At 65.8% G+C, this 16,317-nt stretch carries 11 protein-coding genes; 4 read left to right on the forward strand and 7 right to left on the reverse strand.

What is annotated here, in order from left to right:
* Positions 1-192: 192 nt before the first annotated feature.
* Genes D3260_RS04015 through D3260_RS04030 form a run of 4 tightly spaced genes read left to right on the forward strand, consistent with a single transcriptional unit; the run spans position 193 to position 4,846 of the window.
* A complete protein-coding gene (locus D3260_RS04015; RefSeq protein WP_120097290.1) occupies positions 193-1,449 on the forward strand; it encodes an NAD(P)/FAD-dependent oxidoreductase in 1,257 nt (418 codons plus the stop codon).
* The gene (locus D3260_RS04020; protein ID WP_120097291.1) at positions 1,437-2,207 is read left to right on the forward strand and encodes a DUF1365 domain-containing protein; all 771 of its coding nucleotides are present in this window, start codon (positions 1,437-1,439) and stop codon (positions 2,205-2,207) included. The genes D3260_RS04015 and D3260_RS04020 overlap by 13 nt, the downstream gene beginning before the upstream one ends.
* Positions 2,208-2,243: 36 nt before the next feature.
* Positions 2,244-3,500 (forward strand): cyclopropane-fatty-acyl-phospholipid synthase family protein, encoded by a 1,257-nt coding sequence (locus D3260_RS04025; RefSeq protein ID WP_233543951.1) that lies wholly within the window; start codon positions 2,244-2,246, stop codon positions 3,498-3,500.
* Positions 3,497-4,846: an MFS transporter gene (locus D3260_RS04030; protein ID WP_233543952.1), complete on the forward strand. Its 1,350-nt coding sequence runs from the start codon at positions 3,497-3,499 to the stop codon at positions 4,844-4,846. The genes D3260_RS04025 and D3260_RS04030 overlap by 4 nt, the downstream gene beginning before the upstream one ends.
* Here D3260_RS04030 and D3260_RS04035 read toward each other — a convergent pair.
* Genes D3260_RS04035 through D3260_RS04065 form a run of 7 tightly spaced genes read right to left on the reverse strand, consistent with a single transcriptional unit; the run spans position 4,749 to position 16,018 of the window.
* On the reverse strand, positions 4,749-5,663 hold the full coding sequence (locus D3260_RS04035; protein WP_120097292.1) for a cytochrome c oxidase assembly protein: 915 nt from the start codon (positions 5,661-5,663) through the stop codon (positions 4,749-4,751). The genes D3260_RS04030 and D3260_RS04035 overlap by 98 nt on opposite strands.
* Complete coding sequence (locus D3260_RS04040) at positions 5,656-6,603, reverse strand: acetyltransferase (RefSeq protein WP_120097293.1); 948 nt, start codon at positions 6,601-6,603, stop codon at positions 5,656-5,658. Before D3260_RS04040 ends, D3260_RS04035 begins: the two co-directional genes overlap by 8 nt.
* A complete protein-coding gene (gene hemE, locus D3260_RS04045; protein WP_120097294.1) occupies positions 6,603-7,646 on the reverse strand; it encodes a uroporphyrinogen decarboxylase in 1,044 nt (347 codons plus the stop codon). Before hemE ends, D3260_RS04040 begins: the two co-directional genes overlap by 1 nt.
* 35 nt (positions 7,647-7,681) lie before the next feature.
* Positions 7,682-8,470: an orotidine-5'-phosphate decarboxylase gene (gene pyrF / locus D3260_RS04050; RefSeq protein WP_120097295.1), complete on the reverse strand. Its 789-nt coding sequence runs from the start codon at positions 8,468-8,470 to the stop codon at positions 7,682-7,684.
* A 40-nt stretch (positions 8,471-8,510) separates the two neighbouring features.
* Positions 8,511-11,606, reverse strand: a complete 3,096-nt coding sequence (locus D3260_RS04055) for an efflux RND transporter permease subunit (protein ID WP_120097296.1) — start codon at positions 11,604-11,606, stop codon at positions 8,511-8,513.
* Positions 11,607-11,615: 9 nt separating this feature from the next.
* Positions 11,616-14,765 (reverse strand): efflux RND transporter permease subunit, encoded by a 3,150-nt coding sequence (locus D3260_RS04060; RefSeq protein ID WP_120097297.1) that lies wholly within the window; start codon positions 14,763-14,765, stop codon positions 11,616-11,618.
* Positions 14,765-16,018: an efflux RND transporter periplasmic adaptor subunit gene (locus D3260_RS04065; RefSeq protein ID WP_120097298.1), complete on the reverse strand. Its 1,254-nt coding sequence runs from the start codon at positions 16,016-16,018 to the stop codon at positions 14,765-14,767. Before D3260_RS04065 ends, D3260_RS04060 begins: the two co-directional genes overlap by 1 nt.
* Positions 16,019-16,317 lie beyond the last annotated feature (299 nt).

Consider the following 16,317-nt stretch of genomic DNA (forward strand, 5'->3'; position numbering starts at 1 on the left):
GGCGGCTCCTGATGGATGGCTGGCGGTATGAATTCGTCCCGCGACGGTCATCCAACCGTCGCGCGATCAAAAAGGCGAGGCCGAGCATAGCCAAAGAGCAAAATCGACACAAAGTCTCATCCGGCCGAAGTCGACGCACATACAGGGCCGGCACGTGGCAACATGGCCGTATTGCAGGCAAGGATTTCGTAAATGACACGGATTGCGGTCGTCGGTGGCGGCATTGCGGGAATCGGCGCGGCCTGGCTGCTCCGGGATGCAGCCGATGTGACGCTGTTCGAAGCGGACGAGACGCTCGGCGGTCATGTGCGCACGATCGTGGACGGTTCGCAGCCGGTCGATACCGGTTTCATCGTCCTCAACGACCGCAATTACCCGTATTTCCGGGCGTTTCTGGATGAGCTGGGCATTGCCACGCAGCCCAGCGACATGTCCTTCGGTGTCTCGATCGGCCAGGCTGCGATCGAGTGGGCGGGGGATTCCTGGCGCAAGCTGTTCGCCCAGCCCCGGCTGGCGGCCGACCCGGCGCATTGGCGCATGATTCGCGACATCCTGCGGTTCAACAAGCAGGCCAAACGCTTTCTCGAAAAGAACTGGTTCCCCGAGGCCACGCTCGGTGGCTTTCTGGATGCGCACGGCTACGGCCAGGCGTTTCGGGCGCGTTATCTGTTGCCGATGGCGGCGGCCATCTGGTCGATGCCCACGGCCGATACGCTCGGCTTTCCGCTGGCGCCGTTTCTGCGTTTCTTCGACAATCACGGCCTGCTCGATCTCAAGGACAGGCCCCAGTGGCGCACGGTTGTCGGCGGCAGCCATGCCTACGTCAAGGCCGCCTGGGCCATGCTCGGCGATCGGGTGAGCGTGGCCAACCCGGTCGCCCGCGTACGTCGCGAGGCTGATGGCATCACCCTGATCACCGAGCGTGGCATCACCCAGCGATTCGATCACGTGATCTTTGCCTGTCATGCCGATACCGCACATCGCCTGCTGATCGACGCCGACGACGACGAAAGTGGCGTACTCGGTGCTTTTCGCTTCCAGCCCAACCGGGCGATCCTGCATAGCGACCCACGATTGATGCCACGCCGGCGCGCGGTCTGGTCGTCGTGGAACTATCTGGCCGATCGCGCGGAGGTTTCCGGGCAACGCGTGGCGGTGACCTACTGGATGAACCGACTGCAGTCGATTCCGGAGGCGCGCTCGTATTTCGTCACGCTCAACCCGTTGTTCGAGCCGGTCCCCGAGAGCGTGATTGCCGAGGTCGCATACGATCATCCGATCTTCGATCGCGCGGCGGTCGAGGCCCAGGGCCGGCTCGACGAGATCCAGGGCCGGGGCAATATCTGGTATTGCGGGGCCTGGAGCGGCTACGGGTTTCATGAAGACGGGCTGGTCAGTGCGACGCGTGTGGCGGCCAAGCTCGGTGTGACCGCGCCGTGGGCCGCCTAGACGCCTGTCTCTATCGGGCGGATGTGACCCATCGTCGTCCGGGCCCGCCGCGTTATCGATTCCGGTATCGGACGTACCACCTGTTGCTCGATCTCGATGGGATCGACGCTGCCTGTGCAGCGTCCGCGTTTCTGTCGCGCAATCGATTCAACCTGTTGTCTTTCCACGACCGGGACCATGGCCCGCACGACGGTCGCCCGCTGCGGCCGTGGGCGGAATCCGTGCTGGCCGAGCACGACATCGACCTGGCCGGCGGCCGGATCCGGCTGTTGTGCATGCCGCGCGTGCTCGGCTACGGCTTCAATCCGATCAGTCTCTATTACTGTCATCACGCGGACACGACGCTGCGCGCGGTGCTGGCCGAGGTTCACAACACCTTCGGCGAGCACCATGTCTACGTGCTGCATGACGCGGGGCGACCGATGGCCTGGCAGCAGACTCGGACCAAGACCAAGCGGTTTCATGTCTCGCCGTTCTTCGATCGCAGCGGTGAATATCGATTTCATCTGCTGGCGCCGGAAGCGCGCCTGGGGCTGGGGATACGGCTCTACGACGAGGCCGGTGCGCTACGGATCGCGACCGCGGTATCCGGGCATCGTCGGGTGTTGTCGAGCCGCGAGATCCTGATCGCCGCGGTGGCGGTGCCTTGGATGAGTGCCAAAGTGACGCTGGCCATTCACTGGCAGGCGCTCAAGCTGTGGTGTCGCGGGGCCGGTTTTCGTCGTCGGCCTGCACCCGAAAGACCGAACCGCTCGTAGTATTCTCGACGCCCAGTATCCTGAGGGGGCCGCCTGTTGACCACAAGCAAGTCACAACGCGCGCAGGCACTGAATCCGACCGACGTGACCATCGATGCCGCAACGCGTCAGGACTGGCGCACGCGACTGCTGCTGCGGCGGTTGGAGCGTCTGCAGAGCGGCACGCTCGAGCTCTTGCTGCCCGACGGGGGCCGGGCCTGTTTCCGGGGCGCCGTGGATGGCCCGAGCGCCCGCGTGAAGCTGCATTCGTCGCGCCTGGTGAGCCGGCTGGTCACCGGCGGCGCGCTGGGCCTGGCCGAGGGCTACATGGCCGGCGAATGGGACAGCCCCGAGCTGGCGGTGGCGCTGGAACTGCTGCATCGCAACGAAGCATCGTTGCGGCCGGCCGTGCCGGCGCTCGCCTGGACCGGCAAGATGCTTGGCCGGCTGCGTCATCGGCTGCGTGCCAACAGCCGTCGCGGGGCGCGACGCAATATTGCCTATCACTATGATCTCGGCAACAGCTTCTATGCGCGCTGGCTCGACGAGACCTGGACCTATTCGGCCGCGCTGTTCGCCTATCCGGAACAGCCGCTGGCCGAGGCCCAGCGGGCCAAGTATCAACGCCTGCTCGACCGACTCGCGCCTCGTCCCGGCGAACACATTCTGGAGATCGGCTGTGGTTGGGGCGGTTTCGCCTGCTACGCCGCGGCCCACGCCGATGTGCGTGTCACCGGTCTGACGCTGTCCGAGGAACAGCTGGCGTTTGCCCGCAAGCAGGCCGAGGCCGCCGGTCTGTCCGATCGCATCGCGTTCGTGTTGCGCGATTATCGTGATGTCACGCAGCGCTTCGATCACATCGTCTCGATCGAGATGTACGAGGCTGTCGGCGAGGCCTACTGGCCGGACTACTTCGCCGCCATTCGGGCTGCCCTGAAACCCGGCGGGCGGGCCGCCCTGCAGGCGATCACCATCGACGAAGCCGGCTTCGAGCTCTATCGGCGCCGCGCCGATTTCATCCAGCGCTATATCTTTCCCGGCGGCATGCTCGCCTCGCCGTCGGTGTTCGGTGCCTGTGCAGCCCGCGCGGGTCTTGACGAGCGCGAACGCGCGTTCTTCGGCGGCGATTACGCTCGTACGCTGGCACGCTGGGACCACCGTGTGACGGCCGAGCGCGAGGCCATCGTGGCCGAGCGCGGCGAAACGTTCTATCGCATGTGGCGTTACTACCTGGCCTATTGCACCGCCGGTTTCTCGTCCGGGCATATCGATCTCATGCAGATCGTCTTCGAGCAGCCCGGAGCTGGCGAGTGAGCCGCGGCACATCGCGTTACCCGATCAGCCAGCTGCTGCCCTATGGCCTGCTGGGGCTGCCGCTGGCCGCCCTCGGCCTGCCGCTGACCGTGTTCCTGCCGCCGTTCTATTCGCAGATGCCGGGGCTGAACACCGGCATCGTCGGCGTGATGATCTTCGCCGCACGACTGTTCGATGTGCTGACCGACCCAGCCATCGGGACCGCCTCGGACCGCACGCGATTGCGCCTCGGACGCCGGCGACCCTATATCGCGGCCGGTACGCCGATTCTCATGCTGGCGGCCTGGTTTTTGTTCGTGCCGGGCGAGAAGGCCAGCGCGGCCTATCTGCTGATCTGGAGCATCGTGGCCTATCTCGGCTGGACGCTGATCTATCTGCCGTACACGACGATGGGCGCCGAGATGTCGGCCGATTACGACGAACGCACGCGTATCACGGCTTGGCGCGAGGGTTTTTTCGTCCTCGGGACGATGGTCGCCATCATGCTGCCGGCCGGGGTCGCGAAGATCGCAGGCGGACAGGCCGCCGGCTTGATGGCCATCGCCGGATTCCTGATCGTGGCCCTGCCGATCGCGGTGGCGCTCTATATCTGGCGCGTGCCCGAGCCGAGCGGTACAGCCTCGCGCGTGCCCTGGTCGGAAAGCGTGCGTCTGCTGACATCCAACCGGCCGTTCCGGCGGCTGCTCATCGCCTATCTGCTCAACGGGGCCGCAAATGGTCTCCCGGCGGCGTTGTTCCTGTTCTTCGTACAGTCGATTCTCGGGGCCAGTCATGCCACGGCCGGGATGTTCCTGGCCATCTATTTTCTGTCCGGCGTGGCCGGGCTGCCGGTCTGGTTCTGGATCGGCAAGCACTGGTCCAAGCATCGCCTGTGGTGTGCCTCGATGGGTTTCGTGGCCGCGGTGTTCATCTTCACCGTCACGCTGTCCGACAGCACCTACGGCTATATCGGCTATACGCTGATCTGTATCCTCGGCGGCTCCTGTCTCGGGGTGGATCAGGCCACGGCCGCTTCGATTCAGGCCGATGTGATCGATGAAGACACGGCGGCCGGCGGCGACGGCCGGGCCGGCCTGTATTTCGGTCTCTGGGGCATGGCGACCAAGCTGGCCTTCACGCTGGCGCTGGGAATCGCCTATCCGGTCCTCTGGCTGGCCGGCTTCGACGCCGGTCAGGACAACGACGCCACCGCCCGCTGGACGCTGGTCGCGCTGTACGGGTTGCTGCCGGTCATCATCAAGCTCGGCGTCATTCGCCTGATGTGGGATTTCCCGCTCGATCGGGATCGCCATGCCGAACTCCAGGACGAGATCGGTCGCGATGCTGGACAAAACCGAAGCGCATGAGCACGAGCGTGCCGACCAGGCTCATCATGGCCGGCGGAATCCAGGTCAGCAGGCCGCCGACCTGCTGATCGACGCCGGGCGAGATCCCGTAGGCCTGTTCGGCGGGCCCGTAACCCGGATAGAGCCCGACCGGTGCCAGCGTGATGAACGCCCCGATGGCGATCTGCGGCGGCATCACCGCCCATAGCACGACGATACGCGTGCCGATGCCGTGCGTGGTCGGGTGTGAACCGGGCAGGCGGCGATCGAGCATGAACCACCAGAAAGCCAGTCCCTCGATCGCCATCGACAGATTCATCAGCCAATATCCGAAACCGGAGGCCATGGCCAGATGATGAACGGCCGGAGTCAGCCAGAGAGCGATCAGGCCCACGAACAGCAGCGCGCCGAGGACCGGCTGCTGGATCGCGCGATAGCCGGCGATTACCGGGGCTACCCACCGTCGGGGCAGACGGCGAAGCCGGCGCGCCAGGCGGGCGGCGGCGGGCAGGCCCGAGACCAGAACGGCCGATGGGGCGGCCAGGGCGATCAGAAACGGTGCCAGATGATGCAGCACGAGATGCTGCAGGCGGTGCACATAGAACAGGCGCCGACCCAGCGTATCCAGCCCGGTCTGAGTGAACAGGTACAGGCCGGCCAGGCCGGCGAAGAACGCCAGCGCCGGCAGTACATCGGCGGTGCGGCGGCGACGCCAGAGCCCGCGGGCATAGATCAGCGCGATGAAGCCGTAGAGGGCGAGCAGCCACCACAGCCGATGCGCGGGGTCGAGAAAATCGGCCGGGGACGCCGCCGCCGGCGCGAGCGGCGCTTCAGTCACGCGCCGTGGTCGGCCCGCTCAGATCGTCGAAACGTCGGGCAGGATCGTTCGGGTCCTGCAGGCGCGCGACCGCTGTGTCCTTGGCCGCCCAGAGCTCGTTCAGCCACGTCTTGAAACGATCGCGATACGTGGCATCGGCGCCGTAATCGCCGTTGGCCAGTGCCTCGGGCAACGGCAGGTAGCGCACCCGGATGGCGATCGACGGAATCCGGCCGCACAACAGATTCCAGAACGAGGGCACGGGTGTGTCCACATAGGCCAGCGTCATGTCGAGAATGCCGTCGAGCACGCCGGACATGGCGTTGACGGCGAAGGCGGTGCCACCGGCCTTGGGTGGCAGCATCGTGGCATAGGGGCTGTCGACGGCGGCCCGTTTGGCCGGCGTCGAGCGCGTGCCCTCGGCATAATTGACCAGTGAGACCGGCACATCGCGAAACACGGCACAGGCCCGCTGGATGGTCCGCATGTCTTCGTGACGGCGTGCCGGGTCGGCCTGGATCGCCGCCCGGCTGTGACGTTTCATGAACGGGAAGTCGAGTGCCCAGCAGGCCAGGCCGATTACCGGCAGCCAGCGCAGCTGTTCCTTGATGAAGAAGCGCGGAAACGGCAGCTGCGGATCGATGGCCGCGATCAACAGCATGATGTCGGCCCAGCTCTGGTGATTGGAGATGAGCACATAACGCCCGTCGGGGTCGTCGGTCATACCCTGGTGATAATCGATGCGCGTGCCGGAAAGTCCCAGAATCAGTCGATTCGCGGTCCGGGCCCAGGAGGTCGCCACGGCATAGACCACGCGCGAGGCCAGACGGCGTGCCCGGCCGGGCGGCAGGGCGATCTTGGCCACGGCGGCCGGGATCAGCGGGACGGCGCCCACGAGGGTCGCCACAACCACCGAAAAGACGATGAGCGCGCCTCGCAGGTACCCGACCAGCCGATGCATCAGCGCGCCGAGAACTCGTGAACCGCGTCGACCAGGGCAGCCACGTGATCCGGGTTGACCTGTGGCGTCACCCCGTGGCCGAGATTGAACACATGCCCCGGGCGGTCGCCGAAACGCGTCAGGATATCGGCGACTTCGGTGCGGATGCGCGACGGTTCGGCGAACAGGATCGCCGGGTCCGCGTTGCCCTGCAGGGCAACGCGATCACCGACGCGGGCGGCGGCATCGTCGATGTCGATCGTCCAGTCGAGCCCGATCGCCGATGGCCCGGCATCGGCGATACGCTCCAGCCACGGGCCACCCCCCTTGGTGAACACGATCGTCGGCACGTGCCCGTCCGGCCCGGGCTTGAGCCCTGCGATGATCCGCTGCATGTAGTCCAGCGAGAACGTCCGGTAGTTGGCCGGAGACAGCACACCGCCCCAGGTGTCGAAGATCTGGACCGCCTGGGCGCCGGCCGCGATCTGGGCGTTGAGATACGCCGTTACCGAACGGGCCAGCACATCGAGGAGTTGGTGCAGTGCCGCCGGGTCGTTGAACATCAGCGCCTTGAGATGCTCGTAGTTCTTCGAGGGCCCGCCTTCGACGACATAGGTCGCCAGCGTCCACGGGCTGCCGGCGAAACCGATCAGCGGTGTCTTGCCGTCGAGCTCGCGCCGGATCAGGCGCACCGCGGCCGGCACATAACCCAGCGTTTCCTCCATGTCCGGTACCGACAGCTTGGCGATCGCTTCCGGTGTGCGTACGGGGTGCTCGAATTTCGGGCCTTCGCCGGCCACGAAATGCAGGCCAAGCCCCATGGCTTCGGGAATCGTCAAGATGTCCGAGAACAGGATCGCGGCATCCAGATCGAATCGGCGCAGCGGCTGGAGCGTGACCTCGCAGGCCAGTTCCGGGTTCTGGCACAGGTTCAGGAAACTGCCGGCTTTTTCCCGTAGCGCGCGATATTCCGGCAGATAGCGTCCGGCCTGACGCATGAGCCAGACCGGCGTTGCATCCACGGGTTCATGCGCCAGTGCGCGGAGAAAACGATCGTTCGACATGGGCGGTGGCAGCCCGAAGAATGTTGTCAGCGATTCTACCGACTGGAACCGGGCCCCGCGACACCCGTGCCGCGGGTGGCCACGGCGGTGGCGATCTCCTGCTGGATCGCTGCGGCAGCCGCGGCCGGATCGTCAGCCTCACGAATCGGCCGGCCCACCACCAGGTGATCGGCGCCGGCGGCGATCGCCATCGTCGGTGTCATCACGCGCTTCTGGTCGTCGGGCGGGGCATCGTTGTCGACCGGGCGGATCCCGGGCGTGACTGTCACCAAGGTGTCGGGCGCCTCGCGCCGCAGTCGTTCGAGTTCCAGACCGGAGGAGACCACACCGTCGCAGCCGGCTGTCAGTGCCCGCCGGGCGCGGGAGAGCACCAGATCGCCGATGTCGCAGTCGAAGCCGAGATCCGTCATGTCACCGCGGTCCAGGCTGGTCAGGGCCGTCACCGCCAGAATGCGGGTATCGCCCCGACGCGCGGCGGCCGCGGCTTCCATGATCGACTGGTTGCCGTGGATGGTGATGAAATCCACCGCACGGGCATCCAGACGTGCCACTGCGGCTGCCACGGTGGCCGGCACATCGAAGAGTTTGACGTCCACGAAGACTTTCTTGCCCCGGGCCTTGAGCCAGTCGATGAGCTCGAAGTAACCGGGCGACATCGCCAGCTCCAGGCCGACCTTGTAGAAGGTCACATGATCGGCCAGACGCTCGACGAGTGCCCGCGCCGACGCGGCGTCGGGCACGTCGAGAGCGAAGATCAGGCGGTCGCGGTCATCGGTCAGGGCGGTGGGCACGGCAGCGTCCGGATGGGGCGGATGAGCCGGCATTGTAGAGACTCGACGCGTGGCGTTCGAGACAGCGTCTCGATCATTGATTCCGAACACCGAACAGACGCTGCCGCAGCCCGCGCATCCGGGCCCGCATCCGATCCATCACGAGATAGATCGCCGGCGTGGTGTAGATCGTGAGCAGTTGAGAGACGATCAGCCCGCCGATGATGGTGACGCCGAGCGGCTGGCGCAGCTCCGAGCCGGGCCCGGTGAACAGCAGCAGTGGCACGGCGCCGAACACGGCCGCCATCGTGGTCATGGTGATCGGCCGGAAGCGCTCTCGCGCGGCGGCGAAGATCGCGTCCTCGGCCGACAGTCCGCGTCGCCGCTCGGCCTCCAGCGCGAAGTCCACGAGCATGATGCCGTTCTTCTTCACGATGCCGATCAGTAGCACGATGCCGATCACCGGCATCAGCGACAGCGCCGTATTGGTCAGATACAGCGCCAGCACCGCGCCGAAACCGGCCGAGGGCAGGGTCGAGATGATGGTCAACGGATGCAACAGGCTCTCGTAGAGAATGCCGAGAACGAGATACACCGAGACCAGAGCCGCGACGATCAACAACAGTTCGTGGCCCGCACTGGCCGGATTGGCATCGCTGTCCTGGTCGATGTGCAGATCGGCCGGCGGATGCAGCTCGGCCAGGGCGTCGGCGATCGCCGCACGGGCAGTCCCTGTCGTTGCGCCGGCGGCCAGGTTGTAGCTGAAGCTGACCGAAGGAAACTGGTTGTCGTGGCTGACCGACAGCGGCGCGGTGCCCATCTGTTGCGTGGTGACCGCGGATAGCGGTACCTGGGTGCCGTCGTCGGCCGAGACATAGATATCGCGCACGTCATCGACCTGGCGCTGATGCGCCGGGCCGACGCCGAGCACGACCTTGTACTGGTTGTTGTCGGTATAGATGGTCGAGACCTGGCGCTGCGAGAAGGCGTTGTTGAGTGCGGTATCGATCGCATTGACCGAGACATGCAGGCGCGCGGCGGCATCACGATCGATGACCAGATTGACCTGCGGTCCGCCATCGTTGCGATCGGACGACACATCGGTGAGCGCGCCGATCTGCTTCAGACGCGCGAGCACGCGGGGCGTCCATTCGTCGAGCAGGTCGAGGTCCGGGCTCCAGAGGGTGAACGAATAACTGCCGCGTCCGCCGCCGTGCACGCCGGTCGGCAACGACTGGATCGCATGCAGATAGGTCCGGGCATCGCGGATCTGTGCGAGCTTGGGCCGCAGCCGGTCGATGACCTGTTGTGCGGTGGCCGTTCGCTGGCTGGCCGGGACCAGGGCCACGAACATCTGTGCCGAATTCGAGCCGCCCCGGCCGGAGGAGCCGATCGAGTCGCCGACATGTGCTACGGCGGGGTCGGCCGCCACGATCTTCTCGATCCGCGATTGCAACGCGACCATGCGCTCGAACGACGCATCGGGCGCGCCCTGCACTGAGCCGATGATCAGATCGGCATCGCCTTCGGGCAGAAAGCTTTTTGGCAGATGGATGAACAACGCGACCATGCACACCAGCGACAGGAAGGTCACGCCGAGCATCAGCCAGCGCGCGCCGATGACCGGCTTCAGGCTGGCCGCATAAAGTGTGTTCAGGCGTTCGAGCAACGGCTCCATGAGCCGGTCCAGGCGGGTTTCCCGTGGCTTCATCCCGCGCTGGATGAAGCGGCTGCAGATCATCGGTGTGACGGTCAGCGACACGACGGCCGACACCGCGATGGCAAAGACCAGCGTCAACGAGAACTCGCGCAGCATGCGCCCCGGGATGCCGCCCATGAGCACGAGTGGGCTGAACGCGGCGATCAGCGAGATGCTGATCGAGACCACCGTGAAGCCGATCTGCTTGGCCCCGGCGAAAGCCGCCCGCAACGGCCGCATGCCGGCTTCGAGATTGCGGTAGACATTCTCGATCATGACGATCGCATCGTCGACGACGAAGCCGACCGAAATGGTCAGCGCCATCAACGACAGATTGTCCAGCGAAAAACCGCACAGCCACATCAGGATGGCCGTGCCCGCCAGTGACAACGGCACCGTGATGCCGGCCGCCACGGTGGCTACCGCCCGACGCAGGAACAACAGCACCACCAGCATCACCAGCGCGATGCTGGCAGCCAGGGTGAACTGCAGATCGTCGACGCTGGCATGGATGGTCGTGGTGCGGTCCGAGAAGATCGAGACATCGATGCCGGCCGGGGTCCAGCGATCCAGCGTGGGCAGCATCTCCTTGATGCGGGCGACGGTATCCACGACGTTGGCACCGGCAGACTGGTGCACGATGAGCAGCACCGCCGGACGACCGTCGTAGCCGCCGGTCTGCAGACGATCGCGCGTGCCGCGATAGACGTGCGCGACATCGGAAAGCGGCACGAGCGTGCCGTCGGCCCGCTTGATCGGGATGTCGGCGTAGCCTTGCGGCGAGGTCAGTTCGCTGTTCGTGGCCACGTCATGCCGTTGGTCGGCGCCGCCGAAACTGCCGAGCGGTCCGAGCGTGTTGGCGCCCGTGATCGCTTGGCGCACCGCCTCGAGCCCCACGCCCATGTCGGCCAGACGATGCGGCTGCATGTCGACACGAATCGCCGGCTGTTCTGCGCCGGTGACGTTGACATCCGATACCCCCTGAACCTGGGCGATGCGCTGGGCGATGACCGTATCGGCCACGTCGTAGACCTGGCTGGTCGGCAGCGTCTTGGACGTCAGCGCCAGGATCAGGATCGGGAATGCCGAGGGATTGATCTTGCGCAGATGCGGCTGTTCGGGGAGATTACCGGGCAGATCGGCCTGGGCGGCGTTGATCGCCGACTGCACGTCCTGGGCGGCCCCGTCGATGTCCCGGTTCAGGGCGAACTGGATCATGATCTGCGTCGAGCCCAGTGTGCTGGTCGAGGTCATGCCGGTCACGCCCGGAATCTGGCCGAGACGTCGTTCGAGTGGCGCGGCCACCGTGGCGGCGACGGTTTCCGGGCTGGCACCGGGCAGACTTGCCGAAACGGTGACGATCGGCAGATCCACCTGCGGCAGGTTGGCCACGGGCAGGAAGATATAGCTGACCGCGCCCAGCAGCATCAGTCCGATCGCCAGCAGTACGGTGGCGATCGGGCGGCGAATGAACGGAGCCGACAGATGCATGCCGCTCGATCAGCGCGCCGGTGGCGCCAGACCGCGCTGGCTCGCCTGGCGGTCGGAGGCGCCAAGACGCCGGCCGAGGCGGCTGCGCGCCATGCGCTCACGCACGCCGTCCATCGCCAGATAGATCACCGGTGTGGTGTAGAGCGTCATCAGCTGGCTGACGAGCAGCCCGCCGATGATCGTCACCCCGAGCGGCACGCGCAGTTCGGAACCGACGCCGTCCGACAGGGCCAGCGGCAGGGCGCCGAGCAGGGCGGCCAGCGTGGTCATCATGATCGGCCGGAAGCGCTTGAGCGCGGCCTCGCGGATGGCGGCTTCGGGAGTGGCCCCGCGGCCGCGCTCGGCATCGAGGGCGAAGTCGATCATCATGATCGCGTTCTTCTTCACGATACCCATCAGCAGAATGATGCCGATCAGGGCCACGATCGACAGATCGAAACCGAACAACCAGAGTGCGGCCAGGGCACCGACGCCGGCTGATGGCAGGGTGGTGAGAATCGTGAACGGGTGGATGAAGCTCTCGTAGAGCACGCCGAGCACGATGTAGATCACGATCACTGCCGCCAGAATCAGCCAGGGCTCGGCGGCCAGCGACTTGGAGAACTCCGCTGCACTGCCCACGAACGTACCCTGGATCGCTGGCGGCATGCCGATCGTCTGTTCGGCCTGCTGGATGGTCTGTACCGCCTGGCCGAGCGAGACGCCGGGCGCGAGGTCGAAATTCAGCGTCGCGGCCGGGAACTGTTCCTGGCGTTGTACCGCGAGCGGGGCGGTGCCCAGATGCGTATCGGCGACGCTGTGCAACGGAATCTGGGTGTTGTCGCCGGTCGGGACATAAAGATTGGCCATGACCGACGGATCGGTCTGGAAGCGCGGTGCGGCTTCGAGGATCACCCGATACTGGTTGGCCTGCCCGTAGATCGTCGAGATCTGACGTTGGCCGAAGGCATCGTAGAGCGTGTCGTCGATGGCCTGCATGCTCACGTCCAGGCGGCCCGCCGTGGTGCGATCGACGTTGACCTGAACCCGCTGACCGCGATTGGTGATGTCCGAGGACACGTGGCGCAGACCGTCGGCGCCCTGGAGCCGATGCGTCAAGGCGTCGGACCATTTCGTGAGCCGTGCCCGATCGCTGTCGGTGAGCACGTATTGATACTGCGTGGGCCCGCCCGTGGTGGCGATCTGGATGCTCTGCACGGCCTTGAACACCACGCCGGCGCCCGGAATATCGGCGACACGCCGGTTCAGCCGGGCGATCAGGGTATCGATATCGTCATCGCGGTCGGCACGTGGGGCGAGCACGATGGACATGCTGGCCTGGTTCGGCGTGGTGTTGTTGCTGCTCACGCCGACCGTGGAGCTCACCCCCCGGACATCCGGATCAGCGCGCACGGCCGCATCGACGCGTGACTGCAGCTTTTTCATCGCCGCGAACGAGATCGACTGCGTCGCCCGGGTCTGGGCGGTCAGCAGGCCTGTGTCCTCCTGCGGCAGAAAGCCCTTCGGGATGAATACATAAAGCGCGATCGTGACGACCAGCGTCGCCGCGGTCGCCCAAAGCGTGGTGCCTCGGAATGACAGCACCACGGCCAGGGATCGCGCGTAGACGTCCGTCAGCCGGGCCACGCCGCGATCGGCAAGGGTCGCGGCGCGGCCGAGCCGGCCCGGACGGCGCGACCGGCGGCCCGACAGGAGGCGGGCACACATCATGGGGGTGAGCGTGAGCGAGACGATGGCCGAAACGACCACGGCGACCGACAGCGTCAACGCGAATTCATGGAACAGCCGGCCCACGATACCCGGCATCAGCAGCAGCGGGATGAAGACCGCCACGAGCGACAGCGTCAGCGACACGATGGTGAAACCGATTTCGCCGGCCCCTCGGAAGGCCGCGGTCATCGGCGACTCGCCGTTTTCGAGATGCCGGACGATGTTCTCGATCATCACGATGGCGTCATCGACCACGAAGCCCGTGGCGATCGTCAACGCCATCAACGACAGGTTGTCGAGCGAGAATTCGGCGAACCACATCACCCCGAATGTCGCCACCAGCGACAAAGGCAGGGCGACACCGGCGATGACCGTGGCACTGAGGCTGCGTAGAAACAGCAGGACGACCATCACCACCAGGGCCACGGCCAGCACCAGCGTGAACTGCACGTCGTGGACCGAGGCACGAATGGTGCCGGTCCGGTCGGAGACGACCTGCATGTGGACGCCGGCCGGCATGGCATTCTCCAGGTCCGGCAGTTTCGCCTTCAGGGCATCGACCGTGTTGACGATGTTTGCGCCGGGCTGGCGCAGCACGTCGAGCACGATCGCGGGTTGGCCGTTGAAGTGGGCGGCGACCTGGTTGTCCTCCACGCCGGAGACGACGTCGGCCACGTCCGACAGCCGTACCGGGGCATCGTTTTCGTAGGCGACGATCAGGTCCCGATAGGCGGCGGCGTTGGCCAGCTGGTCGTTGGCATCGATCGTGTAAGCCTTGACCGCCCCGGACAACGAGCCCTTGGATTGATTGACGTTGGCCGCGGCGATGGCGCTGCGCAGACTTTCCAGACCGAGGCCGTACGAGGCCAGTTGCGGCACATTGGCCTGGATGCGCACGGCTGGCCGGACACCGCCCTCGACCGAGACATGGCCGACGCCGGCGACCTCGGACAGCCGCTGGGCCAGCAGCGTGTCGGCGATGTCTGAAAGCCGCGACATGGGGAGCGTCTTCGATGTCAGGGCCAGCGACAGAATGGGCGTGTCGGCCGGATTGACCTTTGAATAGCTGGGGGGATACGGCAGATTGTTCGGTAGATCCCCCTGGGCTTCGTTGATCGCGTCCTGAACGTCCTGGGCGGCGGCATCGATGTCGCGGTTCAGGCCGAACTGCAGCGTGATCTGGCTGCGCCCGGCCGAACTGGTCGAGGTCATGTCGGCCAGGCCCTGAATCTCGCCGAGCTGGTGTTCCAGCGGGGCCGTGACCAATCGCGAGATCGTATCGGCACTGGCGCCGGGCAGACGGGTGGTGACCTGAATCGTCGGGAAATCGACCTGCGGCAAGGCGGAGATCGGCAGGAAGCGATAGCCCAGCAGGCCGCCGAGCAGGATCGCGAACGCCAGAAGCGAGGTCGCGATCGGGCGTCGGATGAACAGATCGGAGACGCGCATCAGTTGCGGTCGCCGGCCTTGTCTTGTCCTGTTGCGGGCGACGATGTCCGGTTCCTGCTGGACGCGTCATCGGCGGCGCCGGCGATACCGGGCGATGTGTCCGTGCCAGATCCCGAGGCGTCGTCGGTCTTCGGCCGCTTGATCTTGGTGCCATCGGACAGCTGGCCGAAGCCGGCCGTGATCACCTCATCGCCGGGCGCCAGACCGCTCCCGATGACGGCTTCGGTCTCGTTCTGCTGAAGCACATCGACCGATTGCATCGCGGCCTTGTCGTCGGCATCGATGGTATAGACAAACGCGCCGTTCGGGCCTTCCTGTACCGCGGCGATCGGCACCACGGTGGCATCCGTGCGGGTGCCGACCCGCAGGTGCGCATTGACGAACTGGCCGGGCCAGAGCTGTTCCTGCTCGTTCGGAAACACGGCCTTGAGCCGGATCGTGCCGGTGTCGGTGTCCACCTGATTGTTGACCACCGACAGTTCGCCCGTATCGAGGACGTCATTCGATTGGGCGCCGGTGACAGTGACAGTCAGTTTGGCATCGTCGCGTCGGGCGGCCGTGATGGCGCCGATATCGTCGGAGGGCAGGGTGAACACGGCTGTGATCGGCTTGACCTGGGTGATGACCACGAGATCGGTCGAATCAGCCTGGACGATGTTGCCTTCATCGACCTGGCGCAGGCCGGTACGCCCGGTGATCGGGGCTTTCACCGAGGTATAGCTGAGCGTGGCGCGGGCACTGTCGATCGCGGCCTTGTCGGAGGCGACCTGGGCTTCGTCCTGGCGCACGGTCGCGCGCGCCTGATCGGCCTGCTGCTGGGAAACATAGTTGGTCTTGGCGAGCTTGGCATAGCGTTTCAGATCCAGCCGGGCATTGGCCAGGGCGGACTGGTCCAGTGCGAGCTGAGCCTTGGCCTCGTCCAGATCGGCCTTGTAGGTCACCGGGTCGATCTTGGCGAGCACGTCGCCTTTTTCTACGCGCTGCCCTTCGGTGAAATTCACGGAAAGCAGCTTGCCACCCACCTGCGGCTGGACGGTGACGGTCTGGAAAGCCTGGATGGTACCGACACCGTTAAGGATGATCGGCACATTCTTTGTGGTTGCTCGAGCGGTCAGGATCGGCACGCCGCGATCGGCGGCGCCGGCACCGCGTGTGGTGGGCGGGCCCCCGGCTTGCATGAAGAAACCGTACCAGATCAGCCCGGCCAGTACGGCGAGCATGACAAGCACGATCAGCAGGCGTTTGATGGTCATCGTGGCAACGGTCCTCGGGCCTGTTGATGTGTGGTCCGGGCATCGGGTGGGCGGCCGTGGGCCGAAGCCGCGCTGCGCGGGATGGGGCGCCGCGGCGCCGTGGCAATAGATTGTTGTGCGGTCATGTGCCCGTCGTTTTCAGTGGCCCCCCGATTCGTCGGCACGGGCGGTCGGGCCGCCACCGGGTCGTGTTTGTCGAGCGTGGCTTGTCTGCACGCCCGGCGCACGAGGCATGCGGTATGCTTCCTGTGTGCATTGAAAAACGCCTGTCCGGGGCTGGCACGAAACATCGTCACGGG

The organism is Salinisphaera sp. Q1T1-3 (assembly GCF_003602005.1).
Taxonomy (GTDB): Bacteria; Pseudomonadota; Gammaproteobacteria; order Nevskiales; family Salinisphaeraceae; genus Salinisphaera.

Coding starts and splice junctions, on each gene's coding strand:
- D3260_RS04015 (WP_120097290.1), top strand. CDS start 193: ATGACACGGATTGCGGTCGTCGGTGGCGGCATTGCGGGAATCGGCGCG.
- D3260_RS04055 (WP_120097296.1), bottom strand. CDS start 11,606: ATGCATCTGTCGGCTCCGTTCATTCGCCGCCCGATCGCCACCGTACTG.
- pyrF (WP_120097295.1), bottom strand. CDS start 8,470: ATGCCGGCTCATCCGCCCCATCCGGACGCTGCCGTGCCCACCGCCCTG.
- D3260_RS04060 (WP_120097297.1), bottom strand. CDS start 14,765: ATGCGCGTCTCCGATCTGTTCATCCGACGCCCGATCGCGACCTCGCTT.
- D3260_RS04065 (WP_120097298.1), bottom strand. CDS start 16,018: ATGACCATCAAACGCCTGCTGATCGTGCTTGTCATGCTCGCCGTACTG.
- D3260_RS04040 (WP_120097293.1), bottom strand. CDS start 6,603: ATGCATCGGCTGGTCGGGTACCTGCGAGGCGCGCTCATCGTCTTTTCG.
- hemE (WP_120097294.1), bottom strand. CDS start 7,646: ATGTCGAACGATCGTTTTCTCCGCGCACTGGCGCATGAACCCGTGGAT.